The 12,752-nt window shown below is 56.5% G+C and carries 10 protein-coding genes; 3 read left to right on the top strand and 7 right to left on the bottom strand.

Annotated elements, in window-relative coordinates; all coding sequences use genetic code 11:
* The first annotated feature begins 108 nt into the window (after positions 1-108).
* Positions 109-1,128 (top strand): tRNA 2-selenouridine(34) synthase MnmH, encoded by a 1,020-nt coding sequence (gene mnmH / locus AB1E42_RS01595; RefSeq protein WP_368345258.1) that lies wholly within the window; start codon positions 109-111, stop codon positions 1,126-1,128.
* Here the strand turns inward: mnmH and selD are convergent.
* From selD to AB1E42_RS01565, 6 genes are all read right to left on the bottom strand, one after another.
* Entirely contained in the window at positions 1,094-3,247 is a 2,154-nt protein-coding gene (gene selD, locus AB1E42_RS01590) for a selenide, water dikinase SelD (RefSeq protein ID WP_368345257.1), read from the bottom strand. The two genes, mnmH and selD, sit on opposite strands and share 35 nt — an antisense overlap.
* Positions 3,248-3,343: 96 nt before the next feature.
* On the bottom strand, positions 3,344-4,381 hold the full coding sequence (gene tdh, locus AB1E42_RS01585; protein WP_368345256.1) for an L-threonine 3-dehydrogenase: 1,038 nt from the start codon (positions 4,379-4,381) through the stop codon (positions 3,344-3,346).
* Positions 4,378-5,562, bottom strand: coding sequence for a glycine C-acetyltransferase (locus tag AB1E42_RS01580; RefSeq protein WP_368345255.1), 1,185 nt, complete (start codon positions 5,560-5,562; stop codon positions 4,378-4,380). The genes tdh and AB1E42_RS01580 overlap by 4 nt, the downstream gene beginning before the upstream one ends.
* An 85-nt stretch (positions 5,563-5,647) precedes the next feature.
* Positions 5,648-6,424 carry a peroxide stress protein YaaA gene (gene yaaA / locus AB1E42_RS01575; protein WP_368345254.1) on the bottom strand — a complete coding sequence of 259 codons (777 nt, stop codon included), beginning with the start codon at positions 6,422-6,424 and terminating at the stop codon, positions 5,648-5,650.
* 49 nt (positions 6,425-6,473) lie between these two features.
* Positions 6,474-8,507: a DNA helicase RecQ gene (gene recQ, locus AB1E42_RS01570; protein ID WP_368345253.1), complete on the bottom strand. Its 2,034-nt coding sequence runs from the start codon at positions 8,505-8,507 to the stop codon at positions 6,474-6,476.
* 88 nt (positions 8,508-8,595) lie between these two features.
* Entirely contained in the window at positions 8,596-8,883 is a 288-nt protein-coding gene (locus AB1E42_RS01565; protein WP_368345252.1) for a YggT family protein, read from the bottom strand.
* Between the two features lie 140 nt (positions 8,884-9,023).
* On the opposite strand from AB1E42_RS01565, the gene AB1E42_RS01560 reads away from it, so the two are divergent.
* Both AB1E42_RS01560 and arfB read left to right on the top strand, forming a co-directional pair.
* Positions 9,024-10,397, top strand: coding sequence for an MFS transporter (locus tag AB1E42_RS01560; RefSeq protein ID WP_368345251.1), 1,374 nt, complete (start codon positions 9,024-9,026; stop codon positions 10,395-10,397).
* 414 nt (positions 10,398-10,811) lie between these two features.
* Positions 10,812-11,225: an alternative ribosome rescue aminoacyl-tRNA hydrolase ArfB gene (gene arfB / locus AB1E42_RS01555; protein WP_368345250.1), complete on the top strand. Its 414-nt coding sequence runs from the start codon at positions 10,812-10,814 to the stop codon at positions 11,223-11,225.
* 233 nt (positions 11,226-11,458) lie between these two features.
* Here the strand turns inward: arfB and pncB are convergent, their stop codons facing one another.
* Positions 11,459-12,748 (bottom strand): nicotinate phosphoribosyltransferase, encoded by a 1,290-nt coding sequence (pncB, locus tag AB1E42_RS01550; protein WP_368345249.1) that lies wholly within the window; start codon positions 12,746-12,748, stop codon positions 11,459-11,461.
* Between the last annotated feature and the right edge of the window lie 4 nt (positions 12,749-12,752).

Raw genomic sequence — 12,752 nt, 5'->3', positions numbered from 1 at the left:
GGGAGCCAGTTTATTTCACTTTCTGCGCCAATTCTTATCAGATAGACGCCGCCTATGGCTCAAACGTTCTCATCACTCATAGACCTGATGTCCCACGGTTATGACACGGTGATTGATGTGCGCTCGCCAGCCGAATTCGCGGAAGACCATATTCCCGGCGCGATCAACCTCCCCGTTCTCTCCAACGAAGAACACGCCATTGTGGGAACAATCTACAAACAGGAAAGCCCTTTCAAAGCACGAAAAATTGGGGGCGCTCTGGTCGCAAAGAATACCGCTCGACACCTTGAAGAAACGCTTTCGGAAATGGAGGGGAGCTGGCGGCCATTGATCTATTGTTGGCGAGGCGGTCAAAGGTCCGGTTTCTTCAGTCGTTTCTTGCAAGAGGTAGGGTGGAGAGCAGAGACAGTTTCGGGGGGGTACCAAACCTTCAGAAAGCTCGTGCATCGCATTCTATATGACGATCCTCTCGATCTCAAAGTAGTGCTCCTTGACGGCTTTACAGGCACAGCGAAAACTTCCTTACTGGACGTTTTGTATGGGGACGGAACCCAAACACTTGATCTCGAAGGCCTTAGCAATCATCGTGGGTCACTGCTTGGCGAACTAGAGGGCGGGCAGCCCAGTCAGAAAGCATTTGAAACACTACTCGCAACGAAGATCACTACGCTAAACCGAGAACACCCCCTGCTGCTGGAGGCAGAAAGCAGCAAGATCGGGCAAATCAATATACCACCTCGCCTCTGGGAACTCATGCGAGCCGCGCCGCGAATTGAGATTACGGCGCCTCTGAAAGAGCGGGCGGAGTATCTTGTTCACGCCTACAAGGATATTCTCGATGATCCAGAACGAATGGCCGAAAAGCTTCAACCGCTCAGGCAGTTCAGAGGGCATGAGATTGTCGATAACTGGGAGAGCCTGTTAGCTGCCGATGACCGGATTGCACTCGTTTCTTCTCTCATGAGTGAGCACTACGACCCCTCATACGCCCGCTCTCGAAATAACAACGCGGGGTCAACAATCAAAGTCATTGATGCGCCATCACTGGCGGATCGTGCACTTAAAGACATTGCCGCCGAGATCCGACAAGCGCTCAAGTCACCAGAATTGCTCCGGCATCTGAGGTGATTTCTCCGATATGGGCCGCTGTGTATCCAGCTTCCACCAAACTTTTCATACAACTTCCGACTTCGGCAGCAGGCACTGCAGCCAAGAGACCCCCAGCCGTTTGTGGATCAAATAGAAGGTCAGCCCGAGCACCGGACGCCCCAAAAATCGCTCCAGCATTCGCCCTGTTCACTTCAAAAAGCGTTGAGCGAACACCCTGCTGCGAAAGAACCTCGGCGCCCTCAAGGACCGGAACGTTCTCCAGCCAAATCTTAGCTCCGCAACCGGACGAAGCACAAATACCCGCAAGGTGACCTGCGAGGCCGAAACCAGTCACATCGGTCATTGCGTTTGCGCCCGACAAGATTTGAGATGCAACGTTTTGAGGTTGGCACATCATTTCATAAGCCTGCACTACATCCGCGCCTCTGGCGATCCCCCGCATTTCGGCGGCCATCAAAACGCCACTTCCTATCGGCTTTGTCAGGATCAATGCATCACCGACTTTTGCTCCCTCTCGGGTTATCGGGTCACGCGAGAGTAAGCCTGTCGCAGAGAAGCCGATAACGAGATCCGCACCCAATGAACTATGCCCACCAGCGATTGTAGCACCAAATCTATGCGCATCTTGCTGAGCGATGCGCATGATTTCTTTCATGGTGCGCTCTTGCAATGTTACAGACATGCGCGGCAATGTCAGCGAAACAAGAAGCGCCTGTGGCGTTGCGCCCATCGCCCAAATATCGCCAAGAGCATGAACCATAGCAATTCGCGTCATCAATACAGGATCAGTTACCAGCGCTGAGAGATGGTCCGTCGTTAACACCTGCCGCGCATCCCCCATTTGCACCAACGCTGCGTCATCACCCGCAAAAACAGTAACATCCGTTCGCTCGTTAATCGGGATATCGCTGAGTGCAGACGCAAGGGCAGAGCCCGCAACTTTCGCGCCACACCCTGCGCAGGGTTGCTCGTTTCCGTACTCTTCCAGAAGGCCCTCGGCCCGATCGATCGGCAGATCAGGCCTCTGCATCTTCGGTAGTTCGCCCAGCCGGCGCATGAAATTACGGTCAATTCGGTCCTTGAGGGTCCACAAAAAGGGACCTTGGAGAGAACGACCAAACTTTTCGGCTAATGCGCTCTTACCACCGAGCGAAATAAGTTTCAGGTAGTCTTTCTGGGGCCGATAATTCCGCAAAGCGTTGCCTGACAGGGCTGCTCGGAGGTTTTCGAATAGGACAGGTCCCTGCCTTACGGCGAACACACCAGCCTTCGGGCGTGGCGAAAAACTAAGATGCGCGCAATCTCCGACTGCAAAAATGCTTTCATCCGACGCGCGTAGCGTTTCGTCCACTACGACGAACCCATCGACGAGGTTCAAACCAGTTTCCTGCAACCACGCATGCGGTCGCGCTCCGGCCGCTCCGAGGACCATATCAGCTGGTAATTCCTGTCCGTTCCTAAAACAGACCTTGCCAGCCTCTATGGTGGAAACCTCAATGCCCTCGCGCCAAGATATCTTTGCTCGCCTTAATGCTTCTAGAAGGTTATCCCGCGTATGTTTCCGAAAGCCGGACAACAGCTTCGCACGATCGACGATACAAACCTCGGCATTGTCACCCAGCGCATATTTTGCGGCGAGCGCCAACTCCACCCCCGCAATTCCACCGCCAATGATAACTACCCGGCTACCAGCATTGGAGGTGACCGTGAACCTGTTCCATGCCTCTGCGAAGCGCCATAACGGCTTTACCGCGACCGCATGCTCCGCGAAGCCTTTGACCTCCATTTTGCTGTGAATGCCGACGTCAATTGAAGCGACGTCATATGCAATAGGCGGGCGACCCTCGACCAGAACCTGCTTCGCATGACGATCAATCCCAGTCGCTGCAGCGGCAACATACCGCGCGCCCGCAAAGCGACACAGCCGCACAAGATCTATGGACAGTTCGTCGGCTTGGTAATGGCCAGCAACGAAGCCGGGCAGCATACCTGAATAGGCAGCGGCTGGCGCAGGATCAATGACGGTAACCCTGACACCCGCCAAAGGTTTCATCCCCCACATGCGCAAGAAGAGCGCGTGCGCATGGCCACCTCCGATAAGAACAAGATCGCGGGTGAAGGGGAATGAAGCGTCCAACAGGATCTCCGTAATCGGTCAGCTTGCGCGCGGCCGTCGCCACACCGCGTAGTTGGGGATAAGCAGTCTCACACCGCTCGTAACCGCCGCGTCGCGCTAGGTCCAGTCGAGGACGACCTTACCTGACATACCACTTCGCATGGCATCAAAACCGTCTTTAAAATCAGCGGCTTTGAATCGGTGCGTGATAATGCCCGACACATCAAGCCCATTCTCGAGCATCGCGATCATCTTATACCAAGTCTCAAATATCTCGCGGCCGTAGACCCCTTTGATGGTAATTGCCTTAAATACAATCCTACTCCAATCCACAGGAGACTTGCCGGGCGGGATACCAAGAAGCGCGATGCGCCCGCCCATGACAAGAGCCTCGACTATCTGATCGAGTGCGCGTTGATTGCCGGACAGTTCAAGCCCAACGTCAAACCCTTCTTTCATCTTCAAACGTTGCATAACGTCCTTCAAATCCTCGTCCGCCACGTTCACGGGAATGACGTCCGTTACCTGCTCCGCGAGTTGCAGGCGGTAGGGGTTAATGTCGGTTATCACGACATGACGGGCACCGACATGCCGCGCGACTGCAGCCGCCATGATGCCAATCGGCCCTGCACCTGTTATCAGGACATCCTCGCCGATCAGATCAAACGAAAGCGCCGTGTGAACCGCATTGCCAAGAGGATCGAGAATAGCGCCGATGTCATCTGATACGGTGTCGGGGAGAGGAACAACATTGAAGGCCGGCAACCGCAGATACTCTGCAAATGCACCCGGTTCGTTGACCCCGATACCGCGTGTCGCAGGGTCTAAGTGAAACCTGCCCGACCGACTTTGGCGGCTGTCCTTACCAACAAGATGCCCCTCGCCAGAGACACGTTGGCCGACTTCAAGGCCGGTAACATCCTTGCCAAGTTCAACAATAGTGCCCGCAAACTCATGGCCGGTTATCAAGGGGACAGGCACCGTTCTCTCCGCCCAATCATCCCAATTCCAGATATGAATATCCGTTCCACAAATACCGGTTTTGTTGACTTTGATCAGCACATCATCGGGGCCAATTTCCGGCACCGGATGGCGCTCAAGCCAAAGGCCAGCCTCCGGCTTAGACTTGGTAAGAGCCTGCATTTGATTACTCATGATAGCGCTCCTGTTTCACGCCCAGCTGTTTCAAACGCTCCCAACGCATGATCAAGATCCACCTTTGTCAGCGCTGCGTTCATCTGGGTGCGAATGCGCGCCTGCCCTTGTGGGACGACGGGGAAAAAGAAGCCCGAAACGAAAACGCCCAATTCGAAAAGCCGCGCAGCCATATTCTGCGCTAATTTCGCATCATAGAGCATCACAGGAATAATCGGATGCTCTCCCGGAAGGACATCAAACCCAAGCTCCTCAAGGCCAGCGCGCCAATATCGGGAATTATTAAACAGGCTTTCGCGCAGTTGATCACCCTCCCGTACCAAACGCAGCGCCTCAATGCCCGCAGCAACGATAGCAGGCGGGAGAGCATTAGAAAAAAGATAGGGGCGTGCCCGTTGACGCATAAGATCAACAATAGGTTTGGGGCCAGCAATATAGCCGCCAAGCGCCCCCCCAAGTGCCTTACCGAGCGTTCCGGTGATCACATCCGCCTTCACCCCAAAATGGGCCGGAGTTCCACGCCCCTGTGGGCCAATGAAACCCGTTGAATGACAATCATCGACCATCAAGAGCGCTTCATAACGGTCCGCCAGCGCGCGAATGTCTTTCAGGTTGGCAAAATAGCCATCCATCGAAAAGACACCGTCGGTAGCGATCATGATCCGGCGGGCGCCATCGGATCTGGCTGCTTTCAACTGGTTCTCCAGATCCTGCATGTCCGAGTTATTGTACCGGTACCGATTTGCCTTGCTTAGGCGAATGCCATCAATGATTGATGCATGATTGAGAGCATCGGAGACAATTGCATCCTCCGAGGTCATCAGAGGCTCGAATAATGCGCCATTGGCATCGAAACAGGCCGCGAAAAGGATCGCATCTTCCTGTTCGAGAAACGCCGCCAGCTCCTCTTCGAGTTGTCGGTGCAAATCTTGCGTACCGCAGATAAAACGAACAGAAGCCATGCCGAACCCATGCGTCTCCATGGCCGTTTGCGCCGCAGAGATCAAAGACGGGTGATTGGCAAGCCCGAGATAGTTATTGGCACAAAGATTGATCACCTCACGGCCATTGACCCCGATATGGGTGCCTTGTGCCGTCTGAATTTCACGTTCGTGTTTGAAAAGGCCTGCCGCTCGGATCTCATCCAATTCGGCTTCAATCTGACCTAGGAAATCTGTCATTTCTGTTCACCCCGCCGACCGTTGCCAGCATGATGAACACAGGATTTCCAAAAGCTCAAATCATCTCTTCGCTAGTGGGCCGCGATTAATCAATGGCAGGGTCGTCCCTCAAGAAAACAGGCCGATTTTCCTCTGAAAGCGCTGGCTCAAACCGATAGCCGCCAACGTCAAAACTGCGGATGTCCCGCGGTTCCAAAATTCTGTTTTCACAGATGAACCGTGCCATCGCACCACGCGCTTTCTTCGCGTAGAAACTTACGATCTTCGGCTTACCGGTCTTCACCTCCATGAACACGGGGGTGACCACGTTGACGGCAAGAACCTTTCGGCTTGCGGCTTTGAAATATTCCTCACTCGCGCAATTGACCAAGGTATCGCTTCCGCGATCCTGTGCTTCTTTGTTCAGGGCATTGGCAATCTTGTCGCCCCAAAATTCGTAAAGGTTCTTGCCAGCAGCGGTTTTAAGGCGGCTGCCCATTTCGAGCCGATATGGTTGAATCGCATCCAGCGGGCGCAACAAACCATACAAGCCGGAAAGAATACGGAGGTAATCCTGCGCCCAGAGCAAAGAACCTTCGTCGAGACTCTTCACATCAAAGCCTTGGTAGGTATCGCCGTTAAATGCGTATACCGCTGGCTTTGTCACCGATTGATCGGGATTGGCTTTGAACGCTTTGAAGCGATCGTGGTTCAGCTGGGCAAGATCGTCCGAAATGCCCATCAGCGATTTCAATTGCGCTGCAGAAAGCTGGCGCGACACTTTTGCCAGACTGCGGGCTTCCCTCAGGAATACAGGCGTTGTCGGCTCGATAGCGACCGGCGACCAATCAAGCGACTTTGCTGGCGAAATCAACGTTTGCATCGGGATACCTCATCTCGTGCAGCACCATCTAGGCAGCGAACCGGAGACCTCAAGCCTCTTTCAGAATTTCTAGGAATGCGTCGCCGAAACGCTCGGCATGACGATCACCAAGAAGTTTTGTGAGCCCCGATATATCGCGGGGTCGTGCCTTTGCGACGCGCGCCAGCAGAGACGCAGAGCAGGTCAGCGGTTTCTCATGTCCACCTGTCCCGCGGGAAAGCTCCGCTTGGACAGCCAACAGCCGGTCAAAAACCTCGCCTTCTCGCTGGCCGGCAAGCTTCGCCCTGCGCGGATGGGGAATCTCTGCGTCCGGATTAATGACTTCAAGGAAAGCCTCGCCATATGATGCAAGTTTCTTGGCACCAACGCCGCCGATACGAGACATCTGGTCGAGTGTTTCTGGCTTGGTTTCAGCCATCTCTATCAATGTTCGATCATTGAAAATAATATAGGCCGGAACGCCGGCTGCCTCAGCCAAATGCCGGCGCTTTGCTTTCAGCGCGGAGAGCAATGGCGCATCTTCTTCGGAAACAAGCGCTTTGACCACCGGCCCCTTTCGGGTAACGGACAAGCTATCGCGCCGAAGGGTGACTTCCTGCTCGCCGCGCAGGATAGGGCGGGCATGATCTGTCATCCGCAACGCTCCGTGGCGTTCACTGTCTGGGCGGACAAGATCGAGCCCCATCATCTGTCGGAAGATTGCCTGCCACTGGCGTTTGTCGAACTCCTTACCAACAGCGAAGGTCGGGAGAGATTCATGCCCGCATGCGCGGACTTTATCCGTCTCTATCCCGCGCAAAATATCTATAAGGTGACCGGCACCGAAACGCTCTGATGTACGCAAGGCAGCAGACAGCGCCATGCGTACAGGCGTCGTTGCATCAAAAATATCGGGCGGCTCATCGCATAGGTCGCAATTGCCGCAGGCCGCGTTGGTTTCGCCAAAATATGCGAGAAGCGATTGACGGCGGCATTTCTGCGCTTCGGCCAACCCGAGCAAGGCATTCAGGCGTCCGTGATCTGCATCACGCCTGTCGGCTGGTGCGAGGCTTTCATCAATCTGTTGGCGGCGAAAGCGAATGTCATCTGCACCGAACAACGTTAGCGTCTCTGCAGGTGCCCCGTCGCGGCCTGCGCGGCCGATTTCCTGATAGTATGCCTCAATTGACTTCGGCAGATCCGCGTGAGCAACCCACCGGATATCTGGCTTATCGATACCCATCCCAAACGCAACCGTGGCGACGACGATCAATCCGTCCTCTTGCTGGAAACGTGCCTCGACGATCTTTCGATCCTCTGGCTCCATCCCGCCATGATAGAAACAGGACCGCTTTCCGGCCTGCGCCAGCGCGGCGGCAAGAGTTTCGGTTTTCGCTCGCGTGCCGCAGTAAATGATGCCGCTTTGCCCAGCGCGCTTTTCAACAAAAGAAAGGATTTGGTTTCGCGGTTTGTCCTTTACAGCAAAGGCCAAATGGATGTTGGGCCTGTCAAAGCCACCCAAAAAGACACGAGGCGACGCACCGGCGAAGAGCTTTTGGACGATGTCGTCGCGGGTCTCTGCGTCGGCGGTCGCGGTGAAGGCCGCGAGTGGTACATCGAGTTGGCGGCGTAACTCACCGATGCGCAGATAATCCGGCCGGAAATCGTGACCCCATTGGCTGACGCAGTGCGCTTCATCCACGGCGATGAGAGAAATGCCTGCCCTCCTCAGCGCAGGTGCTATGGCTCCGGACGCGAGGCGCTCTGGCGCCATGTAGAGGATCTTCAATTCACCTGACGCAAGCGCATTCCATATCGCGTCCATTTCCTCGGGTGTGTTAGCCGACGTTAACGCCGCCGCTTTGACACCTGCCTCAGAAAGGCCGCGCACCTGATCCCGCATCAAGGCAATCAACGGTGAGATAACGACCGTGAGGCCATCGCGCATCAGCGCCGGTAATTGAAAGCAGAGAGACTTGCCTCCTCCTGTTGGCATGATCGCCAGTGTCTGCTCACCCTCAGCGACTGCCTCGACAATCTCTTTTTGTCCGGGGCGGAAGTCTTCGAATCCGAAAACATCCCGAAGAAGCGTGGCAGCGCTCATGGGGAAATGTACCTGTCTATTCTGAACTGCTCGTTAACGCTACGATCCCACAGCCGAAAGCATCAGGCAAGGGCCGCTTACGCTGCTCTTAGTAGAAGACGGCGACGTTGTTCCGCAGAATGATTTCGAGCGCATAGATCGCGATCAGCGCGACGAGTGGCGCAAGATCCAGCCCGCCCATATTCGGCAGCATGCGACGGATCGGCCCGTAGATCGGTTCAAGCAAGCGCTGCAACCCATACCATATCTGGGCGACCAACGGCTGCCGGACGTTCAGTACGTTGAAGCCGATAAGCCAGCTCATCACAAAATGAACGATGATGAAGAAGCGCGCGATGCCAAGGATCAGCATCAAAATCTGGAAAATGGAAACCATGGCCGTCCTTTCTGTCTACGTCAGTGAGGTAGTCATCATTGCCACACAGGGCAATCCCTTAATGGCTACCGGAACGGAATGCTTGCCATGAAGCCACATTGGCGGTCTTACTGACGGCAGACACACGGATGGGGTTCCCGATGAACAAGAGGCGGGTTTTCGGCTGGATGTGCTTCGACTGGGCGGCACAACCTTACTATACCCTTGGGCTAACCTTTATCTTTGGGCCTTATTTTGCGGGTGTTGCGGCCGATTTCTTCCTGACAAACGGATTATCGGAAGAGGCAGCCGACGCGCGCGCGCAATCGATGTGGTCCTTGGGGCAGACAATGGCGGGATTGGTCATCGCCTTCCTCGGTCCAGTCCTCGGCGCTTATGCGGACAGCACTGGAAGGCGCATGCCATGGATCTTCGGCTTCTCCGTCGTTTACGTTATTTCCGCTTGGATGATGTGGCATCTTTTGCCCAATGGAAGCGGGCTATGGTTCACCCTTTATGCCTTTTCGCTTGGCTTTATCGCCGCCGAATTCGCGCTGATATTTACCAATGCACAATTGCCAAGTCTTGGTGGCCGTGAGGCGATTGGGAAGATCAGCGGATCGGGTGCATCCTTCGGCTATTGGGGCGGTGTATTGAGCCTTTTCATCATGCTTTTGTTCTTTTTCGAGGCGAATGATACCGCAGGAACGACGCTCATCGGTACGGAGCCAGCATTCGGGCTTAACCCCGAAAGCCGAGAGGGTACGCGCGTCGTAGGCCCCTTTATCGCGATCTGGTATATTGTCTTTATGATCCCCTATTTCCTATGGGTCAGGGAATCGAAACCTGTGGTCAAGCAAGGCGGAATTGGAGCCGCGTTAAGCGACCTGAGAGCCTCCATATCCTCGGTGTTCAAGCGCCGCAGCCTAGCAAGCTTCCTTGCGTCTTCGATGTTCTATCGGGACGCCTTGAACGCGCTTTATGGCTTTGGCGGGGTCTATGCGCGACTGGTTCTGGACTGGTCATTGACGATGATTGCGGTGTTCGGGATCGTCGGCGCTGTGACTGCGGGAATAGCCACATATATCGGCGGCATGTTCGATAGCCGCTTTGGGCCAAAGCCGGTAATTCGCGTATGTATTTGGGTACTTATGCTTGTCTGCACGATCATCGTCGGGATGACGCGCGAGAGCCTTTTCGGCCTTCCGCTGGCTGAAGGTAGCAATCTTCCGGACATCATTTTCTACCTCTGCGGCGCCGCGATTGGTGGGGCGGGGGGGGCTGTGTATGCGGCTAGTCGGACGATGATGGTGCGGCATGCGACGGAGGGGCGGCCGACGGAAGCGTTCGGGCTGTTTGCACTTTCCGGCAAGGCGACGGCCTTTCTGGCGCCTGCTCTGATCGGGATCTTCACGCTCTGGACCCAAAGCCCGCGGCTGGGCGTTTCGCCGGTGATCGGACTGTTCGTGATCGGCCTTGTCCTGCTGACCTTCGTGAACCCCGAGGGCGACGCAGACACCACCGAAACCCGGTGAGGCCGTATGGAAAACTACGATTAGTAGTGGATTTTTATTTGACAGATACAAAATCTGTGGCACCTTACCCATAGGCGAAATCAATGAAAGGAGGTGATCCAGTGTCTAGAAAGGTATTGGAGAAAGGTGTCGGGACAACTTGGGAGGTCCGTCGCTAAGGCAGCCCTTGGCTGACGAAAACCCCCAGGTGGGACGTGATCTAACCGACCCCACCTCCTGAACTTTCGAAGGGCCGCACCTGTCGCCAGGGCGGCCCTTTTTCATTCGCTGCAGCGCAGAAAAACCACGCACAAAATGCCCGAATATGCGGTGCACAATCCATGCACAACTGATGCACAACCTATGCATATCGCACCTGCAGCATTTTTCGGCTAGACTGGCCCTGATTTTCACCCCGAACCGCCCCGTAAAGAGATGCTCCAGATCACCGACACCATCTCCCTTCAGGACTGGGAACTGACCGAGCAGTTCGCCCGCGCCAGCGGCCCAGGCGGGCAGAATGTGAACAAGGTTTCGACGGCGGTGGAGCTGCGCTTCGAGGCGGCGCGGAGCCCCTCGCTGCCGGAGGCGGTGAAGCGGCGGCTGAAGCGACTGGCGGGGCAGAAATGGACGACCGAAGGCGCGGTGGTGCTCTTTGTGCAAGACACCCGCAGCCAAGCCCGCAACCGCGAGATCGCGCGGGAGCGGCTGGTGGCGCTGATCCGCAAAGCCACGGAAACCCCCAAACGCCGCGTCCCTACCCGCCCAACGAAGGGAAGCGTCCGGCGGCGGCTGGACGAGAAGAAGAAGCGGGGGGAAGTGAAGGCGCTGAGGGGGAAGGTGGAGTGATTACCTGAATACCGAGGGGATCTTGGAAACCGCCTTGGCGATGCGCTTTAATTGAATCGTAGAAAGTCGAAGGGCACGCGCCGGACCGAGGGCTGGCGCCTTTCCCTCTGAACATGGCGCTTTATGCCAGCCAAGACCGGATGACCTTAGGGCGTTGCTCGCGGGTGACATCGCGCCAGACCGTGGGGGCGGTCCGGCGCGCGCCCGGCGCCTGCGGCGCTGTTCGGGCGGGGCTACACCACCACTTCCAGCGGCTTTTGTTCACCGACGCCGAAAACCCGCTTGTAGCGGGCGATCTCGGCGTCTGGCCCCATCGCCTTATTCGGGTTGTCGCTCAGCTTGACCGTCGGGCGGCCATTGGCGCTAACGGCTTTGCACACGAGGGAGAACGGCGCCAGCGCGTCGTCTTTCACCAAGCCGCGGAAGTCGTTCGTCAAGAGCGTGCCCCAGCCGAAGGAAACCTTCACCCGCCCTGCGAACTGTTCTTGCAGGGCGATGATGCGGTCGGCGTCCAGTCCGTCGGAGAAGATCACCAGCTTGTCGCGGGGGTCTTCGCCGCGCTCTTTCCACCAGCGGATCGCGGTTTCGGCTCCAGCCTCGGGCGCGCCGCTGTCGATGCGGATACCTGTCCAGCCAGCGAGCCAGTCGGGGGCGCGGGAGAGGAAGCCTTCGGTGCCGTAAGTGTCGGGCAGGATGATGCGGAGGTTGCCGTCGTGCTCCTCGTGCCAGTCGGCCAGCACGTCATATGGAGCGCGGGCCAGCGCGGCGTCATCTTCGGCCAGCGCGGCATAGACCATCGGCAGCTCGTGGGCGTTGGTGCCGATGGCCTCGATATCGCGGCGCATGGCGATGCGGCAATTGGAGGTGCCGACGAATTTGTCGCCCAAGCCTTCCATCATCGCCTGTACGGTCCAATCCTGCCAGAGGAAGGAATGGCGGCGGCGGGTGCCGAAATCCGCGAGGCGGAGGCCGTCAACAGCGCGGAGGCGCTCGATCTTTTCCCAGAGCTTGGTCATCGCGCGGGCGTAGAGGACTTGCAGCTCGAACTTGTCCATGCGGTCGAGCACGGCGCGGGAGCGCAGCTCCATCAGCACGGCGAGGGCGGGGATTTCCCACAGCATGACCTCGGGCCAGGATCCTTCGAAGGTCAACTCATACTGGCCATTGCGTTTTTCGAGGTGGTAGGGCGGCAGGCGGAGGTTTTCGAACCACTCCATGAAATCGGGGCGGAACATCTGGCGCTTGCCATAGAAGGTGTTGCCGCGCAGCCATGTGCTTTCGCCACGGGAGAGCGAGAGGGAGCGGATGTGGTCGAGCTGTTCGCGCAGTTCGCCCTCGTCGATCAGCTCTGCCAAGGGGACGTGGCTGCTGCGGTTGATCAGGGAAAAGGTGACGGTGGTGTCGCGGCGATTGCGGAACACCGACTGGCACATCAGAAGCTTGTAGAAATCGGTATCAATGAGGGAGCGGACGATCGGGTCGATCTTCCACTTGTGGTTCCAGACGCGGGTGGCGATGTCCATGCGC

It is taken from the genome of Pelagovum sp. HNIBRBA483 (genome assembly GCF_040931995.1).
In the GTDB taxonomy this organism is placed as follows: Bacteria; Pseudomonadota; Alphaproteobacteria; order Rhodobacterales; family Rhodobacteraceae; genus JAEPMR01.
This window is presented reverse-complemented; position numbering and strand designations above follow the sequence as displayed.